Annotated in this window: 28 protein-coding genes; 16 read left to right on the forward strand and 12 right to left on the reverse strand. The window is 70.6% G+C overall.

The annotated features are described in order from the left end of the window. Positions 1-34: 34 nt before the first annotated feature. The gene (locus ACH01S_RS34690) at positions 35-667 is read right to left on the reverse strand and encodes a TetR/AcrR family transcriptional regulator (protein WP_067902106.1); all 633 of its coding nucleotides are present in this window, start codon (positions 665-667) and stop codon (positions 35-37) included. A gap of 5 nt (positions 668-672) precedes the next feature. Beyond that, positions 673-1,308: a TetR/AcrR family transcriptional regulator gene (locus tag ACH01S_RS34695; protein ID WP_067902032.1), complete on the reverse strand. Its 636-nt coding sequence runs from the start codon at positions 1,306-1,308 to the stop codon at positions 673-675. A 191-nt stretch (positions 1,309-1,499) separates the two neighbouring features. On the opposite strand from ACH01S_RS34695, the gene ACH01S_RS34700 reads away from it, so the two are divergent. Genes ACH01S_RS34700 through ACH01S_RS34715 form a run of 4 tightly spaced genes read left to right on the forward strand, consistent with a single transcriptional unit; the run spans position 1,500 to position 6,254 of the window. Next, positions 1,500-2,846, forward strand: coding sequence for an ABC transporter substrate-binding protein (locus ACH01S_RS34700; RefSeq protein ID WP_067902035.1), 1,347 nt, complete (start codon positions 1,500-1,502; stop codon positions 2,844-2,846). Positions 2,847-2,906: 60 nt separating this feature from the next. Beyond that, positions 2,907-3,821 carry a branched-chain amino acid ABC transporter permease gene (locus tag ACH01S_RS34705; protein WP_067902037.1) on the forward strand — a complete coding sequence of 305 codons (915 nt, stop codon included), beginning with the start codon at positions 2,907-2,909 and terminating at the stop codon, positions 3,819-3,821. A 4-nt stretch (positions 3,822-3,825) separates the two neighbouring features. Continuing rightward, the gene (locus ACH01S_RS34710; RefSeq protein WP_067902039.1) at positions 3,826-5,520 is read left to right on the forward strand and encodes a branched-chain amino acid ABC transporter ATP-binding protein/permease; all 1,695 of its coding nucleotides are present in this window, start codon (positions 3,826-3,828) and stop codon (positions 5,518-5,520) included. A gap of 11 nt (positions 5,521-5,531) precedes the next feature. Then, positions 5,532-6,254, forward strand: a complete 723-nt coding sequence (locus ACH01S_RS34715; protein ID WP_083981486.1) for an ABC transporter ATP-binding protein — start codon at positions 5,532-5,534, stop codon at positions 6,252-6,254. Here the strand turns inward: ACH01S_RS34715 and ACH01S_RS34720 are convergent. Continuing rightward, positions 6,251-7,354 carry a methyltransferase domain-containing protein gene (locus tag ACH01S_RS34720; RefSeq protein ID WP_067902042.1) on the reverse strand — a complete coding sequence of 368 codons (1,104 nt, stop codon included), beginning with the start codon at positions 7,352-7,354 and terminating at the stop codon, positions 6,251-6,253. The two genes, ACH01S_RS34715 and ACH01S_RS34720, sit on opposite strands and share 4 nt — an antisense overlap. After that, positions 7,351-8,577 (reverse strand): helix-turn-helix domain-containing protein, encoded by a 1,227-nt coding sequence (locus tag ACH01S_RS34725; protein ID WP_067902045.1) that lies wholly within the window; start codon positions 8,575-8,577, stop codon positions 7,351-7,353. The genes ACH01S_RS34720 and ACH01S_RS34725 overlap by 4 nt, the downstream gene beginning before the upstream one ends. 194 nt (positions 8,578-8,771) lie before the next feature. Here ACH01S_RS34725 and ACH01S_RS44065 point away from each other — a divergent pair, with 194 nt between their 5' ends. The 8 genes from ACH01S_RS44065 (at position 8,772) to ACH01S_RS34760 (ending at position 11,694) form a co-directional block, all read left to right on the forward strand. Continuing rightward, positions 8,772-8,987: a hypothetical protein gene (locus tag ACH01S_RS44065; protein ID WP_148344513.1), complete on the forward strand. Its 216-nt coding sequence runs from the start codon at positions 8,772-8,774 to the stop codon at positions 8,985-8,987. Beyond that, positions 8,984-9,220 (forward strand): hypothetical protein, encoded by a 237-nt coding sequence (locus ACH01S_RS34730; protein ID WP_067902048.1) that lies wholly within the window; start codon positions 8,984-8,986, stop codon positions 9,218-9,220. Before ACH01S_RS44065 ends, ACH01S_RS34730 begins: the two co-directional genes overlap by 4 nt. Continuing rightward, complete coding sequence (locus ACH01S_RS34735) at positions 9,217-9,429, forward strand: hypothetical protein (protein ID WP_067902051.1); 213 nt, start codon at positions 9,217-9,219, stop codon at positions 9,427-9,429. The genes ACH01S_RS34730 and ACH01S_RS34735 overlap by 4 nt, the downstream gene beginning before the upstream one ends. 64 nt (positions 9,430-9,493) lie before the next feature. Then, positions 9,494-9,985, forward strand: a complete 492-nt coding sequence (locus ACH01S_RS34740) for an ATP-binding protein (protein WP_067902054.1) — start codon at positions 9,494-9,496, stop codon at positions 9,983-9,985. Continuing rightward, a complete protein-coding gene (locus ACH01S_RS34745) occupies positions 9,982-10,311 on the forward strand; it encodes a MerR family transcriptional regulator (protein WP_067902057.1) in 330 nt (109 codons plus the stop codon). The genes ACH01S_RS34740 and ACH01S_RS34745 overlap by 4 nt, the downstream gene beginning before the upstream one ends. A 128-nt stretch (positions 10,312-10,439) precedes the next feature. Then, the gene (locus ACH01S_RS34750; protein ID WP_067902060.1) at positions 10,440-10,901 is read left to right on the forward strand and encodes an SRPBCC domain-containing protein; all 462 of its coding nucleotides are present in this window, start codon (positions 10,440-10,442) and stop codon (positions 10,899-10,901) included. After that, complete coding sequence (locus ACH01S_RS34755) at positions 10,898-11,248, forward strand: ArsR/SmtB family transcription factor (protein ID WP_067902063.1); 351 nt, start codon at positions 10,898-10,900, stop codon at positions 11,246-11,248. Before ACH01S_RS34750 ends, ACH01S_RS34755 begins: the two co-directional genes overlap by 4 nt. A 20-nt stretch (positions 11,249-11,268) precedes the next feature. After that, positions 11,269-11,694, forward strand: coding sequence for a VOC family protein (locus ACH01S_RS34760; RefSeq protein ID WP_067902066.1), 426 nt, complete (start codon positions 11,269-11,271; stop codon positions 11,692-11,694). A gap of 12 nt (positions 11,695-11,706) precedes the next feature. Here the strand turns inward: ACH01S_RS34760 and ACH01S_RS34765 are convergent, their stop codons facing one another. Continuing rightward, positions 11,707-13,677: a right-handed parallel beta-helix repeat-containing protein gene (locus ACH01S_RS34765; RefSeq protein ID WP_083981488.1), complete on the reverse strand. Its 1,971-nt coding sequence runs from the start codon at positions 13,675-13,677 to the stop codon at positions 11,707-11,709. A gap of 262 nt (positions 13,678-13,939) precedes the next feature. On the opposite strand from ACH01S_RS34765, the gene ACH01S_RS34770 reads away from it, so the two are divergent. The 4 genes from ACH01S_RS34770 to ACH01S_RS34785 all read left to right on the forward strand — a co-directional run bounded on the left by ACH01S_RS34770 (position 13,940) and on the right by ACH01S_RS34785 (position 18,195). Continuing rightward, a complete protein-coding gene (locus ACH01S_RS34770) occupies positions 13,940-15,400 on the forward strand; it encodes an MFS transporter (RefSeq protein ID WP_067902069.1) in 1,461 nt (486 codons plus the stop codon). A gap of 198 nt (positions 15,401-15,598) precedes the next feature. Beyond that, on the forward strand, positions 15,599-16,711 hold the full coding sequence (locus tag ACH01S_RS34775) for a zinc metalloprotease (RefSeq protein WP_067902071.1): 1,113 nt from the start codon (positions 15,599-15,601) through the stop codon (positions 16,709-16,711). A gap of 29 nt (positions 16,712-16,740) precedes the next feature. Continuing rightward, positions 16,741-17,046, forward strand: a complete 306-nt coding sequence (locus ACH01S_RS34780; protein WP_067902074.1) for a hypothetical protein — start codon at positions 16,741-16,743, stop codon at positions 17,044-17,046. A gap of 141 nt (positions 17,047-17,187) precedes the next feature. Continuing rightward, the gene (locus tag ACH01S_RS34785) at positions 17,188-18,195 is read left to right on the forward strand and encodes a DUF2278 family protein (protein ID WP_067902076.1); all 1,008 of its coding nucleotides are present in this window, start codon (positions 17,188-17,190) and stop codon (positions 18,193-18,195) included. A gap of 7 nt (positions 18,196-18,202) precedes the next feature. Here ACH01S_RS34785 and ACH01S_RS34790 read toward each other — a convergent pair whose 3' ends face one another. The 7 genes from ACH01S_RS34790 to ACH01S_RS34820 form a co-directional block, all read right to left on the reverse strand. Next, positions 18,203-19,360: a hypothetical protein gene (locus ACH01S_RS34790; RefSeq protein ID WP_067902078.1), complete on the reverse strand. Its 1,158-nt coding sequence runs from the start codon at positions 19,358-19,360 to the stop codon at positions 18,203-18,205. A gap of 30 nt (positions 19,361-19,390) precedes the next feature. After that, on the reverse strand, positions 19,391-19,864 hold the full coding sequence (locus ACH01S_RS34795; protein WP_067902080.1) for a peptidoglycan-binding domain-containing protein: 474 nt from the start codon (positions 19,862-19,864) through the stop codon (positions 19,391-19,393). A gap of 135 nt (positions 19,865-19,999) precedes the next feature. Then, complete coding sequence (locus ACH01S_RS34800) at positions 20,000-21,340, reverse strand: FAD-dependent oxidoreductase (protein WP_067902083.1); 1,341 nt, start codon at positions 21,338-21,340, stop codon at positions 20,000-20,002. Beyond that, on the reverse strand, positions 21,337-22,140 hold the full coding sequence (locus tag ACH01S_RS34805; RefSeq protein WP_067902088.1) for an aspartate/glutamate racemase family protein: 804 nt from the start codon (positions 22,138-22,140) through the stop codon (positions 21,337-21,339). Before ACH01S_RS34805 ends, ACH01S_RS34800 begins: the two co-directional genes overlap by 4 nt. Positions 22,141-22,142: 2 nt before the next feature. Then, entirely contained in the window at positions 22,143-23,594 is a 1,452-nt protein-coding gene (locus ACH01S_RS34810; protein ID WP_067902093.1) for an FAD-dependent oxidoreductase, read from the reverse strand. A 12-nt stretch (positions 23,595-23,606) separates the two neighbouring features. Continuing rightward, positions 23,607-24,194 (reverse strand): cysteine hydrolase family protein, encoded by a 588-nt coding sequence (locus ACH01S_RS34815; RefSeq protein WP_067902095.1) that lies wholly within the window; start codon positions 24,192-24,194, stop codon positions 23,607-23,609. Between the two features lie 29 nt (positions 24,195-24,223). Next, positions 24,224-24,988 carry an SDR family oxidoreductase gene (locus ACH01S_RS34820; protein WP_218010507.1) on the reverse strand — a complete coding sequence of 255 codons (765 nt, stop codon included), beginning with the start codon at positions 24,986-24,988 and terminating at the stop codon, positions 24,224-24,226. Between the last annotated feature and the right edge of the window lie 122 nt (positions 24,989-25,110).

Below are 25,110 nucleotides of genomic sequence, written 5' to 3' on the forward strand. Positions count from 1 at the left end.
GTGACAACCGTCTCGTTGGCGCCGGGGTCCCGGCTCAGGCCGCGACGGCCTGCTCGACGATGGCGACGATGATCTCGATGAAGTCGTCCGGGTCCCAGTCGTCGTGGATCTGGTGGGCGAGGAACAGCCCGTCCGTCGAGGCCAGCACGATCCGCGCCAGGTCCATCGCCAGCTCGGGCCGCCGGGCCTGCAGCTCGGCGTCGAAGTACGAGGTGAACCAGGCCGCGATGCTGTTGGCGACGGCGTCGCGGGTGGCGAGGAAGTACTGCCGCGCCTCCGCCTCCACCTCGCGCGACTCCAGCAGCAGCATGTGCCCGATCCGGAGGAAGTCGGGCGCGCCGGGCAGCGTCCGCACCGAGCGGGACAGGATCGCGCGCAGCCCGTCGGCGAGCGGGCGCTCGTCGCGCGGGTCGCGCTCCCAGCGCGGCTGCGCGGCGATCCACTGCTCGAAGCTGTGCCGGACGACCTCCGCGATCAGGTGGTCCTTGTCGCGGAAGAACCAGTACACCGAGCTCGCCGGGAGGCCGGAGCGCTTGGTGACGCGGGAGATCGTCGTGCCCTCGTAGCCGAGTTCCGAGGCGATCTCGGCCGCCGCGCGCAGGATGCGCACCCGGGAGATCTCCTGCTCGTCGGAGGAGTTGGACGTGGGCTTGGACGGGGTCGGCATCGTGCTCACGCCGCCTCGCCGAGCCAGGTCAGGGCCTGTGCGTGCACGCCCGCCGCGATCAGGTCGACGATCCGCTCCAGGTTCCAGCCCCGGCCCGAGTGGACGCCGATGTAGAGCCCGTCCATGACGGCGAGGTGGAACCGGGACATCCGGTCGGCGACCTCGCGCGCCCGCTCCGGCGCGCCGTCCGGGAGGACCTGCTCCCACCAGTCGCGGATGGCGGCGCGGGTCTCGCCGCGCACCTCGATGTAGCGGCGCCGCGCGGCGGGCTCCTTCGGCCGGTTCGCGAGCCCGAGCATCAGCCCGAGCCGCCAGAACTCGGGCTGGTCGGCGATCGCGTGCGAGGCGCGCTGCAACCGGTCCCGGATCTCCTCGGCCGGGTCGGAGATGCCGATCCGGTCCTGCCAGGTGGGGGCGGTCTCGCGCCAGCGGCGGTAGCTGAACTCCAGGGTTTCGGCGAGCAGCTCGTCCTTGTTGCGGAAGTGCCAGTAGACGGAGCTCGCCGGAAGCCCGGTCGCCTCCGTGACCAAGGCGATCGAGGTGCCGTCATAGCCGCGTTCGGCGGCGATCGCGAGCGTCGCCTCCAGGATCCGCGACCTCGACTCCTCGCCCCGTTGATGGCGACGCGCCGTCTTCCGCATCCGCTTCTACTCCTCTGGCCTTTGGAAACTCGGCCCCGGCAGGGGGTTGTGCCGCCCATCACATCATGGGTACGGTCGGCTTGCGTCCCTGTAGTGATCACTCCAGTGAGTGTAGTGATCAGTACGGATTTTCTCGGACGCTTGTGGTTCCTGGCAACGCCGCGGCGTTGGTCAGCGAAACGGAGAACACGATGCCCACCCGGATGCCCACCCCTCGCACCAGACACCGCGGCCCGACCGCCCGGCGTCGGCGGCGGCTGATCGCCCCCGTCGTCGCCGCGCTCACCGCGGCGACCCTCGCGGCCTGCGGCTCCGGCGATGCCGGAGTCAGCGCCGAGGACGCCCAGAGCCAGGCCACCGACCTGGTCAAACTCCTGAACATCAAGGACGGGACCGACCTCGGCGGCACGGTCGAGTTCAAGCTCGGCGCCGCGCTGACCCTGTCCGGCCCGTCCGCCGGCAACGGCGCGTCGATGAAGAACGCCATCGAGCTCGCGACCAAGCAGATCAAGGCGGCCGGCGGCCCGACGATCACGCTGAGCGTCAAGGACATCAAGGGCCCCGACCCCGTCGCCGCCAAGCAGGCCGCGTCCGAGCTGGCCGCCGAACGCGTCCCCGCCAAGATCACCTCGATGGGCGACGGGCTCGGCGCGATGCTCGCCGACACCGACAAGAGCAAGATCCTCAGCCTGGACGGCGTCGGCGGCGCCCAGGTCTTCACCAAGGGCACCCAGTACTTCTACGGGACGCGCGAGGTCGCGCCGTCCGACGCGGTGCCCGGCGCGCTGGAGTGGTTCAAGCGCACCAACCCCAAGGGCCGGACGGTCGGCCTCGTCGGCGTCGACCTCGGCCCGCTGAACGCGGCGATCCAGGCCGACATGAAGGCGAAGATCGAGGCCGCGGGCCTCACCTTCAACGGCCTGTGGGAGACCGTCTCGCCCAGCTCGCAGGACTACGCGAGCATGATCTCCAAGGTCAAGAAGAACGAGCCCGACCTGCTCTGGGTCGCCTTCGGCGGCGCCGCGCCCGGCGCGTTCGTCGCGCAGGCCAGGAGCGCGGGGATCGGCAGCGAGCTGCTCGGGATCGAGTTCACGCAGGAGGCCGTCAAGGCGTCCAAGGGCGTGCTCGACAAGGACGGCTTCAAGTTCGCGATGGACTACTTCGACGCGTCCAAGCCGTCCAACCCGCTGGCCAAGCTGTTCGCCGACGCCTACAAGAAGGCGTACGGGGAGCCCGCCGACTTCTACGCCGCGAACGCCTACGAGGAGACCCTGATGGTCTGGGACCTCGTCCGCCGCGTCGTCGCCGCCGGGGGAGACCCGTCCGACAGCGCCCAGCTCAAGGCCGCGCTGGAGAAGGACCCGAAGTTCGCGTCGGTCTACGGCGGCGACGGCGGGACGGTCGGCGCCCTCCAGATCGACCTCGCCACCCACGGTGTCGCGAAGCGTCCGATGGGCGTCTTCGAGTACAAGGACGGCAAGGTCAAGCCGCTCGCCACCTACGACGTCAAGGGTCAGGACTTCCGCCTCGCGGACTGATCGGTCTCCAGGGGGACGGCCCGCCGGGGCCGTCCCCCGCGCCTCGATTCCGGAGGAGCCATGCATGACCTGCTGGACGCCGAACTCTGGCAGCTGACCGCGAACGGCCTGGTCCGGGGCGCGTTCTACGCGGCGCTCGGGGCCGGGCTGGCGCTCGTCATCGGGGTCACCACCCGCTTCCACTTCGCCTACGCGCTGACCTACACGGTGGCGCCCTACGTCGCCTTCTGGGTGATGGACGGTCTCGGCGTGCCGTTCTGGCCGTCCGCGCTGATCGGGCTCGGCACGGCGGTCGCCGTCAGCGTCCTGCTGGAGGCCGGGGTGTACGAGCCGGTCGCGCGCCGCGCCGCCGACCGCGCCATGCTCGCGGTGCTGGTGACGTCGATCGGCGTGAGCACGGCGGGCATCGCCCTGCTCCAGCTCAAGTTCGGGACCAGCAGCCTGCCGTTCTACGGGCCGGACCAGGTGCGCCACGACGTCGGCCCGGTCCGGATCTCCAACTTCGAGATCGACCAGGTGGCGACGTGCCTCGTCCTCATCGCCGGGCTCGCGGCGTTCCTCGCCTTCACCCCGATTGGACGCTCGATCAAGGCGGTGCGCAGCAACCCGGGGTTGGCGTCCGTGCTGGGGATCAGCGTCCGCCGGGTCAACCTCGTCTGCTTCGCGATCGCCGGGCTGGTCTCCGGCGCGTGCGCGCTCTGGTACGGCCTGCTCTACACGGTGCAGCCGACCATGGGCGACACGACGGTCATCTACGGATTCGTGGTCGCGTTCCTGGCCGGGACGCGTTCGTCCCCGCTGCGTGCCCTGCCCGTCGGGATCGGGCTCGGGCTGCTGGAGCAGTGGGCGTCGATCTGGCTGTCGCTGCAATGGACGCAGACCGCCGTGTTCACCGTCCTCGCCGGGTACCTCGCGTTCCTCGCGGTCCGCGGGCGGCTGCCCCGGTTCCGTTCCGTGTCGCTGCGGAGGGCCTGACGCCATGTGGATCAACTATCTGGACCAGGCGCTGCTGCTCGCGGCGCTCGCCGTCAGCGTCAACCTGCTCGTCGGCTACGCCGGGCAGGTCTCCGTCGCGCACGCCGCGTTCGCGGGCGTCGGCGGGTACACCGTCTGTTTCCTCGCGGGCGAGCACGGCTGGCCCTACCTCGCGTCGCTGGCGGTCGCCGTGCTGGTCGCGACGGCGTTCGGCGTGGTCATCGGGCTGATCGCGCTCGGGCTCGCGCAGGAGTTCCTCATCCTGATGACGCTCGCGTTCTCGCTCGGGATCATCGGCGTCTTCGCCACGTTCGACTCGCTCGGCGGCGTCATGGGCCTCACCGGCGTCGACGGCCTGCGGCTGTTCGGCTTCGAGTTGGACGGCCCGTCCGACTGGCTGATCCCGTCGGCGGTCGTGCTCGTCCTGGTGTTCGCGGTGTGCCACCGGCTGGGCGAATCGCCGTACGGGCGGGTCCTCAAGGGCATCCGCGAGGACACCGTCGCGACCCGCGCGCTCGGCAAGAACACCTTCGGCCGCAAGGTCGGCATCTTCGCGATCACCAGCGGGCTGACCGGGCTCGTCGGCGGCGTGTACTCGGGCTGGCTCGGGCAGGCGACACCGTCCGCGTTCGGGTTCCCGCTCGCCATGGCGGTCTTCGCGATGGTGATCGTCGGCGGCAACGCCAACCTGGTCGGCTCGGTCGTGGCCGGTGCCGTGCTCACGATGATCGAGCCGGTGCTGCGCGAGGTGCTCGGCGTGCAGAGCACGCAGGCCGCGTTGTGGCAGGTGGTGCTGTACGGGGCGCTGCTGGTGCTCGTGATGATCGTCCGGCCGCAGGGCTTGTTCCCCGAACGCTCCAAGCGCGTGGCGCCGCCTGCCACCGCGCGCGCGAAGGTGACGCCGCGCTCACCGTCCGGCCCCGTCGCCTACGCCGACGCGGAGGTCGTGCTGCGGGCGGAGGGCCTGTCCAAGCGCTTCGGCGGCATCACCGCCGCCAAGGACATCGCCCTCGAACTGCGGCGCGGCACGATCACGGCGCTCGTCGGCCCGAACGGCGCCGGGAAGACGACGGCGTTCAACCTGCTCACCGGCACCGTCGTCCCGGACACGGGATCGGTGCGGCTGAATGGCGCCGAACTCGTCGAGATGCGCCCGGACCTGATCGTCCGGGCCGGATTGGTGCGCACGTTCCAGGACGTCCGGCTGCTCGACCGGCTGACCTGCCTGGAAAACGTCATGCTCGCCGTCCCCGACCAGCCGGGCGAACGCCTCGGCCGCCTGTTCGTCCCCGGCCGCGGCGTCTCCCGCGCGGACCGCGCCGTCGCCGCGCGGGCGATGGAATGGCTCGACTTCGTCGGCATGGCCGACCACGCCGGAACGCCCGCCGACGCGCTCTCCTACGGGCAGTCGAAACTCGTCTCCCTGGCACGGGCCCTCGCCACCCGCGCGGACGTCCTGCTACTGGACGAACCCGCGTCCGGCGTGGACGCGACCTGGGTCGAGACCATGCTCGCGATGGTCGCCGCCGTCCGAGACGAGGGCCGCACCGTCTGCCTGGTCGAACACAACCTCGATGTGGTGCGCGAACTGTCCGACCACACGTACTTCATGGAACTCGGCGAGATCACCGCCTCGGGCACGCTCGCCGAACTGACCGGCTCGGCCCGTCTCGCCGAAGCCTACTTCGGCGCCCAGTAAGGGGGACCCGCGTGACCACGGTGCAGAACGAGCCACTACTCGACGTGAGCGGCCTGATCGCGGGCTACGGCCGCAAAGAGGTCCTGCACGGCGTCGCCCTCCACGTAAACGCGGGCGAGATCGTCACACTCATGGGCCACAACGGCGCCGGAAAAACAACCACGATCAGGTCGGTGCTCGGCGCCGTCCGCCCCCGCTCCGGAACGGTCCGAATAGCCGGACAGGACACAACGCGCCGCCCCGTCCGCCGCGCCGTGGCGGCGGGCGCCGCGATGATCCCGTCCGAGCGCTTCGTCTTCCCCGACCTCTCAGTACACGACAACCTTCTCCTGGGCGCCGCGAACGCCCCCTCCGGCACCAACACCGCCGAACGCCTGGCAGCCGTAAAGGAACTGTTCCCCATCCTGGACGAGCGCGAAAAGCAACCAGCCGGATCGATGTCGGGCGGCCAGCAACGAATGGTGAGCCTGGGAATGGCCCTAATGGCCCGCCCGCGCCTCCTGCTCCTGGACGAACCGTCCCTGGGCCTGGCCCCCTCCGTCGTGGAGACGATCTTCGCCCGCCTCCGCTCCCTGGCCGACGACGAACAAATCGCCATCCTCCTCCTAGAACAGAACGTCAAACAGGCCCTCCAGATAACCGACCGAGCCTACGTAATGCGCTCAGGCGAGATCATCCTCGAAGAAACCGCCGACCAAATGAACCAACGCCCCGACTTCTGGGACCTCTTCTAAGCAGAATTCAAACCTTGCCGGTCCCACGGCATCAGGGTTCCCTCAAGGGTCACTGACAGGCCGAAACGGTCCCGGCCCGGTCTGCCCGACGAGCACCAGCGGCGGTATGCGGCCACGAGTTCGTCCCAGAGATCGCGGGGGCCAGCCTGCTCGACCTCGGCGACCGGCTCCCCAGGACGTTGGACGACCAGAGCGCGCGACTCGTGGTCACGAACCACCAGGCGGTAGGAGCCGTCGTCGTTGTGGAACCCGCCGCCCTCCACGCCGGGGAGGCATGCGGCGAGCATGATCTCGAAGCCCTCTTCGGCCTCCGCGACCTCGCGCGGCGGCACCGTGGCCTGCGACTCTCTTGTGGTGCCCTCGGCCGGGCCCGGCGTCCGGCGCTGGTCGCGCAGCAGCATGAAGCCGCATGCCTCACCGATCCGGCCGTGGGCGGCCCCCTCATCGGTGACGGTGAGCTTGACCAGGTGGCCTGACCGCCAGCCCGGCATCCAGGGAAGCACGATCACCCCGCCGGGCCGCGTCTGCTCCACCCATGCGTACGGGATGGTCTGCACGCCGACCGTGACGTGAACCCGGTCGTAGGGAGCCCCGGCAGGCCAGCCCCGCGTCCCGTCCGCGTTGATCACCCGGACATCGGCCCCGGCGGACCGCAGGTTCTCAGCGGCGCGTGCGGCGACGGCGGCGTCGATCTCCACGCTCACGACGTTGGCATTACCGACCCTGCCCGCCAGTAGGGCTGCCGTCCACCCGGTGCCTGTGCCCACCTCCAGGACGCGGTGCCCCGGACGGGCGTCCAGGAGGTCGAGCATTTCGGCGACCAGGTGTGGGGCGGACGTCGAACTGGTGGCGACCGCGCACGGGTCGGCCTCGGTCTTCGCGGTGAGGTCGACCGTGCCGTCATCGAGCTGGACGCCAATCGCGGTGTCGCTGTTCACGGTCGCCCACCAGCGGTCCGGGTCGGCCGTCCGGTCGATCCACGACCGCGGGTCGTCCATGACGGCCCCCACCACGGCGATGTCCGGGACGAAGAGGTGGCGCGGCACCTCTTCGAGCAGCCGTTCCCAGCGGGCATTCGCCTGGACGTCGGCGTCGGTCACGGTTCGACGCCCATGAAGTCGGCGAGGTCGAGCATCGCCCGTGAGGGCATACGCGGACGGGCCTCGATGATCTCCCGCGTGATGTCGCGCCCGTACTGCTGGTAGCGGAGCCATTCGGGGTGCGTCTGCCTCAGCCCGGTCATGATGTTGGTCGCCTTGTCGGCGTCGCCGAGCCGGAGCCGCGCCCGCGCGATGTCGAGACGGTGCCGGTCCCATGACGAGGTGTCCGTCCGACCGACTCCGCGAGGCAACTCGTCGGCGAGCTGGATCACCTTGTCCGGGCGGTCGTCGAGCATCTCGACCTCGGCCAGCACGATCTGCGGGTCAAGCGGCCCGAAGGTCTTGTGCCCGGACAGGTTGTGCTTCTGCTCGCCGAGCCGGGTTCCGGCCGTAGCGGCTGTCCGTGTGTAATCGCGTGCCTCAGCGGCGCGGTTGTTGCGGGACGCGGCGGCGGCGGCGCGCAGCAGCAGCCATCCCCACCCCGACAACTCGTCGGGCGTGGCGGTGCTCATCTTCGGCTCGATCTGGTCGGCGGTCGTGATGGACAACCGCTCCACCTCGTCGAATCGGCCTTGCCGGAGCATCGCCCACGCCTGCGAGGACACCGACGCCGCTGCGAGCGGGAGGTCCTCGATCTCCAGCGCGTCCCGCAGGCTCGCGTGCAGGGCGATCAGCGCGAGGTCGTGGGCGCGAATCTGGATCAGGTACCTGCCCGCGAGCCCGGTCACGTCGGCGCGGAGCCGGAGCGCCTCGCGTCGGGCGTCCCCGGCGTCGTAGGCGTCCACGTGATGGTGGGCCGACCGGACGAGCGCGGGCATCATCTTGGCGAGGTCGTCGTACTCGTCGGCGTGGTACTTCTGGGCGACCATGCGGACGGCACGGCCGAGCCTTTTCAGGTCGGGATGGTCATCGTCGGCGGTGCCGTACAGCGGGCGCCCGGCCATTCCGACGGGCGGGTTGATCGCCGACCGTATGTCGGCGAGCACGACTTCGTCCACGGTCGCCTCAGCCGGTTCGGGCGATCCAGCGGACGCGAACCATACGGTCGTCACATCGAGGGTGCGGGCGAGCTGGTGGTAGGTCTCCATTCGGCAGGTGCCGCCCTGCTCCAGCTTTTTGATGACCGCCAGGGACAGGCCCGCCCGTTCGGCGAGTTCCTCCTGTGTCATTCCGCGGCGCCGTCGCAGCTCCCGGACGCGGTCCGAAATGCTAGATTCGTGCATTGGCCCTGCCCCTTCCTGATGGTCTCGACAACCTCAGCGTAGGTCGCAGGGCCTCCTTCGTCAGCGCTCGGAGCCAAAGGGCTACGGCCCGTATCCCTTCAGAATCGGCGCTGCTAAACAGTCGCGCATCGTCCCTGTTCCGTCACCCTGGCTCTACATAGCGTCACCGGCAACCCGCAGTCAGGGAGCCGGAGATGATCGCCACCGTGGAAACGCCGCGCCCGTCACAGGCAGAGGAATTGCGCGCCGAGTACGGAGATCGGTGGGACATCTGGAGAGAGGTCCTGCCGACCGGCCGACACGGCGACTGGCTCGCCGAGACCGTGCCCGCCGCGCCCGAGCACGCCGTCCTGCGCGCGAGCAGCATCGACGAACTGGCGAGGCTTCTCCGCGAGGAGGACGCCCAGTGAGCACGACGCGGACGTCCACCGAGCCGTTGCCCGACGACACGGCCGTGATCGACCCGGTCCCGATCCGGGTCGCCGAGGCCCGGCGCCTCCAGGACCGGTACGGCGCGACGACGGTGTGGTTCGGCTACTTCACGCAGGAGTGGTGGGCGCTCGTCGACCGGGAACGGCTCGTCGAAGGCGAGAACCCCGAGCGGCTCGGTGCGGAGATCATGGCGGCGAGGCGGTCCGCGTGACCCTCGACTTCGGCACATACGAGATGTACCGCAATAACGGCGTATTCATCATCGCCGAGCGGGACGGGCCGGTCGTCTGCGCGTTCTACGCCCCGAGCGACCTGGGGCCGGGCTGGTGGCGCGGCCACGTTTTCGGCAAATCGCAGTGCCTCTTCCTACCTGACCTCGACCCGCCGGAAGTCGCCGCCCGGTTCATGAGCCGCCGCTGAACCGGGGGACTCGCCTCCCTCCCGGCCCCGCCCATCCCCGATCGCCCAGCCCGCAGGACGAAGCATGCCTCTCGAACACGCCACGCACCTGGCAAATCCCATCCGCTTCAGTGACGTTCTCGACATCACCGGGACTCCCGCTTCCCTCGCCGTCGCACGTCACTTCCTGAAGCGAACCCTCCAACACTGGGGCATTTCCAGTGTGGTGGACGACATGCTCACCGTCGGCGGGGAATTGGTGACGAACGCTGTGGACGCATGCGGTGAGTTCCGCAAGACGCGCCAATGGCAGGCGAACGGCGCGTCCACGTTGATCCGCGTTCGGATGCTGAGCTTCTCGTCCTCCGTGGCCGTGGAAGTCTGGGATCGCCTCCCCGGTGAGCCCGAGCTGCGACCGTTCGACCCCACGCTTTCCACACACCAGCTTCCCACGACAGGCCGGGGCCTCCAGATGGTCGAAGCCCTTTCTGTGCGGTGGGGTTTCTACCCCGTCGCTCCCTGGGGCAAGGTCGTGTGGGCTGAACTGGAAGTCGGCGACCAGGCGGTAAGCGCGTGACCCTGGTCGACCCCATCCACGACACCATCGACCGCATCAGCTGGGGCTGGATCGCCGTGTTATACGGCGTCCAAGCCAGCAACTGGCTCTGCACCAGTGAGGCGAGCAGGCTTACCGGCCTGTCACCGGCCACGCTTGTGCGTTGGGCTGAACGCGGCGCGATAAGCCAGATCACCGGGTCGCGGAGAAAGGACAACGCCTACCTGCACCCCGAACTAGAGGTGATCCGCCGCGTTACCCAGGAAATGACCCAACGCGACACCCCGCCAAACCTGCGCCTAGTGAAGGCACACATAGAAGACGTCGTCTACAACGGCTTCAGATGAAAACACCACCTGCGGCGCTCCTCTCCTCCACGTGATGGCTCCGCGACGTGCGCCGTGCAACCGATGGTTGCGCGTCGGTCTGCGGTGACCTAAGGTGCAACCAATGGTTGCTGGTCAGGGGAGGGGTCGTGGAGTACGGGACCATAGCGCGCGAGATCCGTATCGACGCCGCTCCCGACGTGGTCTACGAGGTCATCACGAAGCCCGAGCACATTGCGCAATGGTGGGGCTTCGACGCGTCGTTCCCGGCCGTGCCGGGCGGTGACGGGCGGATGACCAGGCAACGGCGGGACGGTGGCGGCGCGCTCGTCGTGCCGATCCACGTCGTCGAGGCGGACGCGCCGCGGCGATTCGTCTTCCGTTGGGCTCACCCGGAGGACCAGGAGGCGACGCCGCAGAACTCGTTCCTGGTGACGTTCGAGCTGGTGCCCGCCGACGGCGGGACGCTGCTACGCCTCACCGAGGCCGGATTCCGGGAGGTCGGCTGGGAGGCCGCCCAACTGGAGGCGCATTACCGCAGCCATTGTGCGGGCTGGGACCGGCACCTCCCGAGCCTCGCGGCGTACGCGGCGGGCCTGGTGCGGTCATGACCCCGACGATCGACGACGAACTGTGGGCGGCCATCGGCGACCCGACCCGGCGCCGACTGCTGGACCTGCTCCTCGCCGACGGCTCCGGCACGGCGACGAGCCTGAGCGGCCATCTGCCCGTGACGCGCCAGGCGGTCGCGAAGCATCTGGGCGTCCTGGAGCGCGCCGAACTGGTCGTGCCCCGCAAGGAGGGCCGCGAAGTGCGTTACGTCGTCAACGAGGCGCAGTTCTCCCGCGCCGTCGAGCAACTGGCCTCGGTCGGCGCGGCGTGGGACGCGCGCCTCCGCCGGATCAAGACGATCGCCGAGTCGATCCAGGCGCTGCGCTCGACAACCGAACCGATCTGACGCAGGAGAGTGCGAGACCCATGGCAGAGGTCATCATCGGAAACCATTCGGCGCTTCGAGTGAGCCGGACGGAACGGGACAGAATTCGGAAGTTCTACCGCGACGTCCTCGGCTGCGAACTCCTCAGGAAGTTCGACGACAAGGACGACTTCCGCATAGGAGACGATTTCTATATCGCGTTCCTCTACGACGCCGGTGACGGGCGGAAGGTGGACGAAGGGGTGACCTACGCCGCCGAGGACGCCCTGACCGACGACGACTTCCTGAAGGCGATCTTCCTGGAGTTGAAGGCGGAGGACGTCGAGAAAATGCGGCAGAGAATCATCGACTTCGACGTCAAGGTACTCGATGTGCCGGATCCGCACCTGTACTTCCAGGCCCCCGGAGGACAAGTGTTCCGGCTGGTAAGCACCACCGAGGACCTCTCCCGATACGAGGGCGGTTGACCCGTGGGGGTGTTACGGGGTTAGGAGGAGGTGGCGGTATGGGGGGAGTGGGCCGGCGGTTTGGATGATGGCCAGGCATCGTGGGTTGGTGCCGCAGGCTTGGCCTGGATCGGCGGGGGGTAGCTTTGTGTTGCCCGCGAAATGGAGTTTTCTGGGTTCGCCGCATCCTTCTTCCGGGTGCTGCTCGTCGGCCGGGGGCCAGGCTCCGGGGAACTCGCGGCGCTTCAGCCAGCTCGGGACGGCGTCGTCCCAGAAGTTGCCGCGATACCGGACGTTCTGGACGGGACGGTTCCCCCACTCCTCGCTGCACCCGCCGATCGAGGCCACGTAGTCGTAGACGACGTTGCGATCGACGGTGACCCAATTGGTGCTGTCGTCGGTGTAGACCCCGACGTTCCATTCGGGGGTGAACTTGCTTTCGGTGACGACGTTGCCGCTGATGACGGCGCCGTCCGCGAAGCCCGTCCCCTGCTCGCCGCGCAGGTAGATCCCGCCGCCGTCGGCCAGCAGCCGGTTCGTGCGGAACACGCGGTTGTTGAGAATGCGGTTGCCGCGCATGATGCCCCGCAGATCCTCGCTGGGCCCGGACAGGATTCCGCTGTAAGGGACGTCGTTGACCTGGTTGTGCGCGATGGTCGTGTGCTGCGTTGCGGTGTCCCAGATGGCGGATGACGCGCTGTATTCCGCCCCTGTTGCGTGAATCCAGTTGTTGGTGACGCGGTTGCCGCGATTCGTGCCCGTCATGTCGGGCGGCGCGACGCCCAGGAGGATCCCCCCGTCCGAGACGTCGGTGATGACATTCCCGTCGACGACGTTGTAGGAGCTGTTCTTGGAGAACTCCAGGGCCTGGGCGCCCAGGTGGGCGAAGCGGTTGCCCTCCACGGTGATGCGCTCGGACGTGCGAAAGGCGACGTTCCCCGGCACCGTCAGCGCCGTCATGCCGTCCTTCGCCGGACGCATGTACATGCTCCACGCGGCGGCGAATCCGCCCGGCTCGTTGGGCGCGAGCCACGTCGCGTGGGCGAAGGTCAGGCCCTTGAAGGCGATGTCGTGCAATGGGCGCCCGGGCCGTCCCGAACCATTGACGAGAGATTGCAGGACGGGGGCCGTCACGCGGACGCGGCGCATGTCCTCCCCCGGCCGTGGACGGTAGAGCAGCACATGCCGTCCGGGCCGGGAACGGTCGAGATACCAACTGCCGGGTTTACTCGGAAAGCTCGGGGAGTTCTCGATCGCGAACCATTGCTTGAGGGATTCGGCGCCGTAGAGGTCCCTGGCCATGTTCCAGCACGGCTGGTCCATGGTGATCGTGGTCTTACCGGCGCGGCTGGAGATCCCGGCCACTCCGCACCGGCCCTCGACATACGCGTAGCGGTAGACGAACTCGATGTCGGCGGGATTGCGCCACGTCCTCGGAATGGGACTCGTGGTGGTGTAGCCGGTCTTCGTCAGTTTCAGTGCGCCGCCGCTCGGGCCCGAACTCCCGCGGCTGAGGCGCGGCGCCCGCCGGTCGTCGACGTAGAGCTGGCGGACGTCCATTCCCCCGACGTCAGCCCGCCAGAACCCTTTTAAGTTCTCGGCGGGCCTCCATCCGGTGACCTCGCGTCCGCCGCTGAGCGTCACCTTCTCCTGGCGCGGCGTCCCGTAGCCGTGCGCCTGGTAGATGACGCGGTGGCCGTTACGGCCGGAGTCGCCCGCCTCCTCCGTCAGGGTGAGCGGCTCGGCCAGCCGGTACAGGCCCGACCGGAAATCCACCACGATGTCCGACGCCATCGTCGCCGTCAGTTTCCGGACGGCCCGCTGCGCCCGTTCGGGTGTTGCGAATGGGCGCTCGATGGTGCCCGGCCACGCGTCGTTCCCCCAGGGCGCGACGAACAGCCGCAGCCCGGGCCCCGCCGACGCCGACCCCGGCAGCGCCGCCACCGGCACGCCGACCACCGCCAGTGCCGCGACCGCGGCCGCGCACGCCCGCTTGATTCCCATTCCGCCTCCCGAAACGGATCGATGAGCCCTCCCCCCGACCTTCTCCGGAGAGGGGCACGGCGCGCGTCGGCTGAACGTCGATCGGGCACTCGTCCTCAGGTACCGGACGGTGGCGTCCTTCGGACCGGCGTCCTACGACGATCGGCTGACCCCCGCGCGCCGCCGGGGCGTTTCCGCAGGGCTTGACGTTTCGGACATACCCCCCTAGGGTAAGCCCCGTTTCCCCGGGATATACCCCCAGGGGGTAGGAGAAGGAGAGGTCATGTCCGCACGTTCCGCACCGCCCGCGAGCCGCCGCTGGTGGGCGCTCGCGCTGATCGCGCTGGCCCAGTTCATGGTGATCATGGACACCTCGATCATCGGGGTGGCCCTGCCGCGCATCCAGGACGACCTGGGCTTCTCGCAGGAGAACCTGTCCTGGGTGTTCAACGCCTACGTCGTCGCGTTCGGCGGCCTGCTGCTGCTCGGCGGCCGGCTGTCGGACCTGTTCGGCGCCCGGCGGCTGTTCTCGACCGGCTGGGCCGTCCTGCTCGCCGGGTCCGCCGTGGCGGGCGCCGCCGGGAACGTCCAGGTCGAGCTGACCGGACGCGCCGTCCAGGGCGTCGGCGCCGCGCTCATCGCGCCCGCCGCGCTGACGCTGTTGATGATGTTGTTCGGCTCCGAGCCGCGCGAGCTGACCAAGGCGCTGTCGCTGTACGGGGCGGCGGCCCCGGCGGGCGGCACGGCCGGGGTGTTCCTCGGCGGCCTCATCACCGAGTACGTGTCGTGGCCGTGGGTGTTCTACGTCAACATCCCGATCGCCGTCCTGGCGCTGGCAGCCGCGCCCGCGCTGATGCCGGGCGGCGGCGGCCGCGCCCGCGGCTCGGTGGACGTGGTCGGCGCGCTGACCTCGACGGCCGGGCTCGGCGCGATCGTGTTCGCGGTCGTCCGCGCGCCCGAGGTCGGCTGGGACGCGGGCGAGACCTGGGCGGTGCTCGCGGGCGGGCTCGCGCTGCTCGGCGCGTTCCTCGGCGTCCAGGCGTCCCGGCGCGCCCCGCTGATGCCGCTGTCGATCTTCCGGGCGCCGAACCTCGGCGCCGCGAACCTCGCGCAACTGCTGCTCGGCGGCGCGTGGATCCCGATGTGGTTCTTCCTGAACCTCTACCTTCAGCAGGTGCTCGGCTACAGCGCCTTCCCGTCGGGGGCCGCGCTCGTCCCGATGACGGTGCTGATCATGCTCGGGATGATCGTCCTGGCGCCGCGCGCGATCGGACGGTTCGGGCCGAAGGCCGTCACCGTCGCGGGCCTGCTGGTGCTCGCCGCCGGGATGGGCTGGCTGTCGCTGGTCCGCTCGGACGGCTCGTACTGGGTGGACGTCCTGCCCGCCTCGCTGCTCGCCGCGCTCGGCATGTCGCTCGCGTTCATCCCCTCGCTCGGCACCGCGATCTCGGCGGCGCGCCCGGAGGAGGGCGGGCTCGCGTCCGGCATCGTCAACACGAGCTACCAGGTGGGGTCGGCGCTCGGCCTGGCGGCGATGACCGCGATCGCCGCGTCGGCGGGCGCGGACCAGGTCGGGAACCTGCCCGCGCTCACCGACGGGTTCTCCGCCGCGTTCGTCGGCGCGGGGCTGGTCGCCCTGGTCGGGGCGGGTCTCGTGGCCGCCGCGCTGCGGACGCCCCGGCCGGAGCGTCCGGCGCCCGCGCCCGTCTCCGGCGCGGAGCACGAGAAGACCGCGGGGCGTTGACCGTCCCCGGAGATTGTGCGGGGGGCCGCGAAGGCGCGGCCCTCCGCACAAGTCATTACCGGACCAAAGTATTGAAATGCGGATGAACTACAGCTTTTCCGAGGTTTTGGGGCGATTGGAACGCGGCTCAGAAACGGCGGCTGGTAGGTCTGGCGACTGAGGCGGTTAATGCCGAGACGCGAAAGGACGGACGCCGCCATGACCGAGACCACTCCCTTCCCGCCGCCGAGACGCGACCTGTGCGGGGCCATGCAGGTGCACCGCAGGCTGCTGAACGACAGCATGACCTACCGGGCCCAGCGGCAGCGGATCGAAAACCGGGCGCTCATGTACGAGACCGGACGGCGCAGCGCCGCGCGGCGCGGGGTGGTGACGTTCCCCGTCGTCGTCCACGTCGTCTACAACGACGCGGACCAGAACATCGACGACGCGCAGATCGCCAGCCAGATCGACGTCCTCAACCGCGACTACCGGGCCGCCAACCCCGACGTGTCGAAGGTGCCGGACGTGTGGCGCTCGCTCGTCGCCGACAACGAGTGCCAGTTCGCCCTCGCCACGATCGACCCGCTCGGCAACCCCACGGACGGGATCGTCCGGGTCAAGACCGACCAGACGGGCTTCGACTCCCACGACGGGGTGAAGGCCGCTGCGACCGGTGGGTCCGACCCATGGCCGACCGACCAGTACCTCAACATCTGGGTGTGCCGGTTGGGCGGCGGCCTGCTCGGCTACGCGCAGTTCCCCGGCGGCCCGCCGCAGACGGACGGCGTCGTCATCCTGGACACGGCCTTCGGGACGACCGGCACCGCCGCGCCCCCCTACGACGGGGGACGCACCGCCACCCACGAGATCGGCCACTGGCTCGACCTCTTCCACATCTGGGGCGACGACGACGGCGCGTGCACCAACGACGACCGCGTCGCCGACACGCCGAACCAGGCGGACTCCAACACCGGCAAGCCGAAGTTCCCGCACATCACCTGCGACAACGGGCCGAACGGCGACATGTTCATGAACTACATGGACTACGTCGACGACGACACCATGTTCATGTTCACCAAGGGGCAGCGCGAGCGGATCAACGCCTGCCTGGACGGTCCGCGCGCCTCGTTCGTCGTCGCGCACCAGGCCGCGGCCACGCCCGCGCCCGCCGCCGCGCCCGCGCCCGCCGGGGCCAAGGAGCCCGCCGGGGTCGGGGGGCAGAACGGCGACGTCGAGAAGCTCCTGCACGACTCCGAGCGGCTGACCAGGGAGGTCCTCACCGACATCCAGAACATGCTGGGTCTCGTCGGCCACGGCTCCGGCTCGTGAACGGCCCGTCCAGCGGAGAACCGCCGGACGTGACCGGCGCCTGGATCCACGCCTTCGAGGAGGACACCGAGGAGGCGGCCGTGTACCGGCCCGCCGACCACCCGTTCCGTCCGGCGCGGCGGCCCCGGCGCCGCATCGAGTTCCACGCGGACGGCACGTTCGCCGAGTACCGTCCCGGCCCGGACGACCGTCCGCGCGAGGTGCGGGGACGCTGGGAGCGGCACGGCCCCGACCGGATCGCCGTCGCGTTCCCGGCCGGGCGGGGCGCGCCGTACGGCATCACCGTCCTGTCCAGGACCGCCGACCGGCTCGTGCTCGCCAGGACCGCCGGGTGAACGGGACGCGACCGGATCATTACCGCTTTTGGCCAAGTACGCGAAAGCGGCTGTACGTGACTCGGCGGTACTGCGACCGTCGAGAGGTGCGAGGGCGGCGCGTTCGGGGCCGCCGCCCGGACGAACGCGAGGATGGCTGCGATGCCGATCGACGGTTATGGCGTGCTCAAGGGAACGGTCGTCGACCGCCGTATCGAGACGACCGATACGCCGCATTACCAGATCCATCTCAAGGCCGGGGAGAGCGATTTCCGCTGCGCGGTGAACATCCGCTCGCAGACCTCCCCGCCCGACCTCCTCTACCTGGCCGTCGACGACTTCAAGCACCCGGTCACCGATGCCGTCGCCGGGCTGGCGGACGGCTTCACCCCGCTCGACAGCAAGCCGGGCGGGGCGGCGCTCGACTTCGTCCGCGCGAACCTGTTCGACCGGACGGCGATGCGTCCCGCGCCGACGAGCGTGCCCGGCCCCGACAACGACCTCGGGGAGTTCCTCGACCACCACGTCCAGCGGGCGCTGAACGACCAGGACGCCCGCGTGTTCGCGTTCGGGCAGCGCTGGGGCCCGGAGGACAAGCGCGACAAGATCTTCGGCTTCGCGCCGGGGAACGGCGTCCACGACATCCACATGAACCAGGGCAACACCGGGCGGTTCACCGCCGACGACGGCGTCTGGCAGGACGGCGGCCTCCTCATCCGGCTGTCGTCGGGACGCTGGATCGCGCTGTTCCTGGCGTTCGGGTCGCAGTCGTGGCACACCGACGACGCCACCGGGCACACCATCCCCGACACGGGCGGCCCCGGCCACGAGCCCGGTCCGGGCTCGCCCGACAGCGTGGTGCGGATCGTCGGCGCGCTCGTGAACCCGGTCGGCCCCGCGCCCGAGCACGAGACCGTCACGCTGCTGAACGCGTCGCCGGAACGGGTCGTCCTCGACGGCTGGGCGATCGCGGACCGGCTGAAGAACCGGCTGCCGCTGTCCGGGACGGTCGAGCCGGGCGCGGCGCTCGCCGTGCCGCTGGCGCCGCCCGTCCAGCTCGGCAACGGCGGCGGCGCGATCACCCTGCTGAACGCGGACGGCCTCAAGGTGGACGGCGTCTCCTACACCCGCGAGCAGGCGTCCCGCGAAGGCTGGACCCTGGTCTTCTAAGCGGAGGTCAGGGCGGCGGGGCCCTGCCCGTCGCGGACGCGGGCGCGGCCGGCGCGGGCCGCGGCGGCGACAGCGTGGCGGGCACGGGCTCGCGCACGCTGTCCAGCACGGCCTGCCCCTGCCGGTCGACCCACCGGGTGAAGAGCTGCTGCGAGTACCCGAGGACGACAGCCCAGGCGATGATCTGCGCCGACGAGTCGAGCGCGTTCAGCCCGGGCACGAACGCGCCGCGCATCAGCAGCAGCCCGAGCACGGCGGTGAGGGCCCCGGTCGGGAGCTTGAGCATGGCGAGCGCGACCGGGATGCCGAACGCGGTGGACGTCCCGCGGATCTTGCGCAGCGCGGACGCCGCCGCGATCCCGGCCGCGACGATCCCGACGATCTCGACGACGACGTAGTCGGCCCACCCGGCGGTCTCCCGGGTGGCCGCCGCGACGTCGGCCGCCGGGACGCCCATCCGGGACCCCACCGGGCAGACGACGCTGACCTCGCCCTTCGAGCCGGGCGCCGACACGGGGAAGAAGCAGAGCGGGACGGCCGAGTCCCGCCACGCCGTGAGCACCCCGATGAGGACCACGAGCAGGAACAGGAAGATCGTGACCCAGTGGACGATCCGCACGAAGCTGTTGGCGCGCAGCTTCTCGCGCAGGGCGGCCTGCCGCGCCGCGGACACCGACGAGACGAGGGTGACGAGCTGGTCCCCGGAGAGCCGCGCGGGACGTCCGGTGGCCTGCGCCTTCCGCACCCGGACGGCGATCTGCTCGACCACGGCCCGGTTCTCGTCGGTCGGCACCAGGTACTGCTTGACCGTGGCGATCATCGCGGGCAGGTAGCACTGGAGGTCGCGGGGCGACAGCGTCCGCATCCACAGCGAGCGCCCGGAGTTGAGGTGGAGCTGGGCGCTCGTGACGTGCGACGCCGTGTGGCATCTGCGGTGCCCGTCGAAGGCGATGACGCGGGACGCCTCGGCCAGGGCCTCGTCGGCGCCGCGCAGCAGCTCGGCGTCCTGGCCGGACACCTTGCCGTCGCTCCTGCGGGCGGCGACGAGGACGTCCATCTCGCGGATGCCCGCGCGCACCTCCTCGCACAGCACCCAGGAGCCGCGCTCGCGCAGCCGCTCCCGGAGCCGCGCGGCGCCGGGGATCCAGTCGGTCCAGCGGCTCATCCGGCCTCCCGGCCGTCCGGGGGGCGGGCGTCAGGCGGGGGCGGCCTCGCGCCAGGCGGCGTCCCAGGTCTGGTAGTCGACGTTGCCCGTGACCGGCAGCCCGTAGGCGGCCTGGAGCGCCCGGCACGCGGCGGCGGTCTCCTCGTCGAACGAGCTGTCGACGTGCTTGATCGGCCAGCCGCGGTTGTCCGCCTGCTCCTCCCAGACGGCGACGGCGTCGCCGTAGGAGCCGACGTGCAGGACCTCGGCCGGGGCCTGCGGGGCGAGCGTGCTCGGGGCCTCCCAGGCGGCCCGCCAGGTGATCGGGCCGACGATCCCGTCCGGCTCAAGCCGGTGCTCCCGCTGGAAGTTCGTGCAGATCCGCTCGCTGATCGGGCCGTACTTCCCGTCCGGGACGAGGTTCCAGCCGCGGTTCTTCATCTGCTGCTGCCACTGCCGGACGGTCGCGCCGCTCGTGATCGGCGGATACGTCATCTCCGGAGGCTGGAACGGTGGGGCCGGCATGGCGGTCTCCTCTCTCTCGCATTTCCTCCAGTCAAACAAGGCGATTTGGGAAAAGACCACCAAGGAACCGTAGGTCGTCGACAGGGTTGCGCCCATACGTCCGGCGCGTCTCCATGGCGGGCAAAACCGGTGCGGCTACGGAAGGCGGGGGACGGTACCGGCGGCGAGGCCGTTGCCGATGATCCAGCCCATTCCGAAGGCGGACAGGAGGCCGTTGCCGGAGAGGTAGCCGTCGGAATGGGGCCCGGCGAGGCCGCAGGCCGTCCCGCCGCCCGCGTAAAGGCCGGGGATCGGCTCGCCTCCGGTGTCCAGCACGCGTCCGGACGGGTCGATCACGAGCCCGCCCTGGGTGGCGAGAAGGCCGTGGGTGACCCAGGCGAAATGGTAGGGCGCGGTGAGTCGGCGGCGGCCCGGGAGCGGGGTCAAAGCGCGCTCGGTCTCCGCCTCCGTGAGGTTCAGGGAAGCGGCGAGTTCCGCGAGGGTCGGCCGGTCGTGAATGGCGCCCGCGGCGAGGCATTCGCGCATCATCTCCGACTCGCGGGTGGCGGCCATGGCGGTGGCGTCGAAGACCATCGCGGCGCGCTCGCCCGGCTGGCGGCGCAGCACTCCCGCCATGGACGAATAGCCCTTCGACTCCTCGTCCACGAAACGCTCGCCGTCGAGGTTCACGAGGACGGCGCCGTTGAACGGCAATGCCGGGGACACGCGGGTTCCGTGGTCGACCACGACCAGTCCGGAACGCAGCGCGGCGCCCATGTTCCGCAATTGGCCGCCGAGCCGCCGCGCCCACGCGAGCGCGTCTCCGGTGGACGTGGACACTCCGCCGTAGAAGGGCGTCCCGAGGTGCGGGAGATGCTCGCCGACCAGGTCCCGGCTGCCCGCGAAACCGTCGGCGGCGAGAACGACCGCATCGGCCTTGACGCGTTGAAGGGAGCCGTTCTGCGAGACGACGACGCCGACCGCCCGGCCCTCGTGCGACACGAGGTCCACGACCGGGGCCTCGTCCACGAAGGCGACGTTGTCGAGCGTTCCGAGAACGGCGCGCAGGTGGCGCATGAGCCGGGCGCCGCCGAGCCGTCCGGTGTCGGTGTGCAGCCGCCGCGCCGTCATTCCGGCGCGGGGCATGTCGGTGCCGAGTTCGACGGGGTATCCGGTTCCGGCGATCCATTCCACGACGTCCGGGGCGGCGGCGCAGAGCGCCTCCACCACGGGCCGCCATTCCTCGTCGCCGCTCGCCCGCAGAATGTCGTCGGCGTGCCGCTTCGGGGAATCCTCGATGCCAGCGGCGGCCTGCCAGCGGGTGCCTCCGGCGGCGAGCGACCCCGAGGAGATGGCGGCGTTGCAGCCCTCGCGCGTGGACTTCTCGAAAACGGCGACGAGACGGCCGGGATCGCGCGCGGCGCGAAGGGCGGTCATTACACCGCAGGCCCCGCCGCCGACCACGGCGACATCGACCTCGGTGTCCCAGGCGGTCACGCCAGGGTCCTGTTCGTTCCGTAGAAATCGCGGGCGGCGTCGACCAGCGGGCGCGGCGGACGCGCGCCGTAGAAGCCCCGGCGCGCCGGGACGAGACCGGCGCCCCGGAATTGCGCGGCGCGCAGTTCCGCGACGCGCACGCACGTGCCGAGGGAATCGAGCACCGGAACGTCGTCGACCCGGGAGACGCCCTGGTCGGCAAGGAACACGTTCAGCGGCCCCTCGCCGGGGACGATGACGTTCGCGCCCGCCTCGATCGCCTTGCGCGCCGCCCGCGCGAACGCGTTCAGCAGCGGTTGCGGATCGGCGTAGGCGGCCATGACGTCGGAGAACTCCGCGTCCACCTGGACGATGGGACCCACCAGCGAGTCGAGCCGGTAGTCGCGCATGTTCCGGCGGAGTCGCGGTTCGAGCGCGCCGATGAAATTGACGATCCCGACGCGGTCGCCGAGCTGCCCGGCCATGAGCACGGAGGTCTGGCCGAACGCGACGACGGGGATGTCGACCAGCGTCCGGACCTCCTCGTACGCGGTGTCGGGAATGGTCGCGATGAGGAACGCGTCGTAGCCCTCGTCCTCGGCCTGGAACGCGGCGTGCACGAACTGCTCCTTGTGCAGCCCGGCGAGATAGGCGTAGCCGATGTGCGTCCCCGGATAGTCGGACGGATACGTGCCCGGCCTCATCCCGTGGAATTCGATCTCGGTGTCGGGACGGGCCTGCGAACGCAGGTGCCGGGCGAGCGCGTCGCGGTAATGCGGGACGTCGTCCAGAACGGTGAACGACTGGTGCCAGATCCGCATGCTCACGCCCCCAGCGCGCGGGCGGCGGCGTTGGCGCCCGCGACGCGTCCGAACGTCGCGCCGCGCAGCACCGACGTCGAGCCGGTGTAGTTGGAGTAGTAGAGGCCCGTCAGTTCCCCGGCCGCGTAGAGGCCGGGCATCGGGCGTCCGTCGCGGTCGACGACCTCGGCCTCCGCCGTCGTCTTGAGGCCGCCGAAGCTGAACACGTTCGCCGCCATTATCGGGTAGGCGGTGAAAGGCCCGTCCGCGATGGGACGGCTCCAGTTCGACTTCGCGGGAGTGAGCCCGCGGGTCGCGAGCCCGTCAGGCCGGGTGTGGTCGAACCCGTCCGGCGGCGGGCAGGCCGCGTTGTACTCGGCAATGGTCGATTCCACGGCCGCGACGGGCAGTTCCAGGCGCCCGGCCAGTTCGCCGATCGTGTCGGCGGTGACGGGCGCGATGTCGGTGCGGACGCCCGCCATCAGGTTCGGCACCGCCATTCCCCGCCGGTCGAGAACGACCCAGGCGATCCCTTCGGGCTGGGCCTGGACGGCGCGGGTCGTCCGCTCGTACCAGGCGTCGACGGTGCCGCGCGCCTCGTCCACGAAACGGCGCCCGTCCTTGTTGACCAGCACGCCGTAGGGGAAGCAGAAGACGGCGGCCTCGGGCTCGCCGCTGCGCGGGTCGACCGGCTCGGCGTGGAAGAGCGCGAAGTTTCCGGCGGTCGCGGCGCCGAGCGCGAGCGCCATTTCCAGGCCCTCGCCCTTGTTGTAGTTCCCGCCCTTCGCGACCGGGCGGCACGTCAGCGCGCGGTCGCCGTGATAACGGGCCATCAGCTCGAAATTCCCCTGGTAGCCGCCGCTGGCCAGCACGACCACGCCCTCGAACGTCGCGGGCCCGTCCGGCGTGTGCGCGACGACGCCGTTGATGCCTTCCTCAGTGAAGGCGAGGCGGCGTGCCGTCGTCTCGAAATGGAATTCCGCGCCGAGGCCCCGGGCGGCCTTGCCCATCGTCTCGACGATGGCGAGCCCGCCGCCGACGGGCGCCATCCGCGTGGTCGACCGGGTGAGGAACGGTGTCGGCATGAAATCGAACCGCACGCCGTGCCCGGACATCCAGCGCAGCGTCGGCGGCGCCTTCTCCGCCAGCGCGGCGACGTATTCCGGGTCGACGGTGTGGGTGGCGCGGTAAAGCGCGCTCTGCCTGCGGGGCGGAAGGGCGGCGTCGTTGACGATGGACGGGTCCGGGTGCCCCATGAAGTCGTCCACGAGGGCGTCGGCGAAACCGTCCGCGACCTCGTCCAGCGACTTCATGCGCAGGAAGGCCTCGGTGTAGCGGGTGTTGCCGCCGGTCTCGGCCTCCGGCGAGCGCTCCAGGACCGCGACGCGGGCGCCGTTCTCGGCGGCCGAGACGGCGGCCGAAAGGCCCGCGACGCCGCCGCCGACGACGACGACGTCGTAACGGTGAGTCCGCAATGCCGTCTCCTCTCAGAATTCCAGCTCGGCGGAACCGGTCACGGAACCGAAGAGCGGCAGCATGTTCGCCACGGAGAACTCGTGGAAATCGGGGCGGAACGAGGCGCACATGTCCTCGACCACCGTCACCTGGAGCCCGGAGTCGGACGCGTGCCGCGCCGCCGACTCGACCACCAGGTTCGTCGCGACGCCGCCGAGCACGACCTCCGTCACGCCCTCGGCGGCGAGCAGGTCGCGCAGCGGCGTCCCGACGAACGGGTCGACGCAGCCCTTGTCGATCACCGGCTCGTCCGGACGCGGCGCGAGGGCCTTCACGATCTGCGCCTCCGGCGAGTCGGCGAGCATCGCGCGCTGCTCCTCGTACGGGTCGAAGCGCGGCAGCCGGTTCGTGCGCAGCTTGTAGGACGGGTCGAACGCGAGCCGGACGTGCACGACGAGCGTCCCGGCGGCGCGGGCGGCGGCCAGCACGCGCTCCGCCGTCGCGAGGACGCCGCGTTCGGCGATCTGCGCGGCGAGCGGCGGCATCCGCAGGTGCGGGCCCTCCTCGCACAGCGCGACCTGGTAGTCGAGCATGAGCAGGGCCTTCTTGGCGGCGGTCATATCGGTCTCCTCAGTCGGGTCGGGCGGGGTCACCATGCGGACCAGCCGCCGTCCACGTACACGACCTGCCCGGTCATGTACGCGGCGGCCGGGCTCGCGAGCAGGAGCAGGGGCCCGGCGAAGTCGGCGTCCGGGTCGCCGAGGCGGCCGAGCATGGTGCGCTCGCCGAACCACTTCAGCCGGTCGGGTTGCGCGCCGAGCGCGGCCGTCATCTGCGTCGGGTAGAAGACGCCGGGGGCGAGGCAATTGACGTTGACGCCGTGCGGGCCGAGTTCGGCGGCGAGCGCCCGCGTCACGTTCACGACCCCGGCCTTGGACGAGTAGTACGCCGACTCCGGCACCGGCCCGACGCGTTCGGCGTAGACGGTGGTGAGGTTGACGATGCGTCCGCCGCCGCCCTGCCGGGTGAGGGCCTTGCCCGCCTCGCGTCCGACCAGCCAGGTCCCGGTGAGGTTGACCCGGACGACGTGCTCGAACTCGTCCACCGTCGTCTCGTCGTAGGGCTTGCGCAGCATGACGCCCGCCGCGTTGACGACGACGTCGAGCCGTCCGTGCTCTGCGACCACGGCGGAGACGGCGGCCGTGACGGATGCTTCGTCGGTGACGTCGATCTCGTGCGCGCTCGCCCCGCAGTCCCGCGCGGTGGCGGCGAGGTCGGCGGCGCGGGACGGCAGGTCGGCGGCGGCGACCCGCGCGCCCGCGCCCGCGAGGGCCCGCGCCGCGCGCTCCCCGAGACCGCCGGACGCCGCGCCGACCACCAGCGCCACCTGCCCGGACAGGTCGAACAGTTCCATCGGCCTCACCATTCGAGCTCGCTTTCCTCATGTGCCGCGTTGCGTCCGGCGAGGCGGCCGAAGACGCCCGACTTTCCGATGGACGTGCCGGTCATGTAGCCCGCGCCGTGCAGTCCGCCGGA

Source organism: Actinomadura chibensis NBRC 106107 (genome assembly GCF_001552135.1).
GTDB classification, from domain to species: Bacteria; Actinomycetota; Actinomycetes; order Streptosporangiales; family Streptosporangiaceae; genus Spirillospora; species Spirillospora chibensis.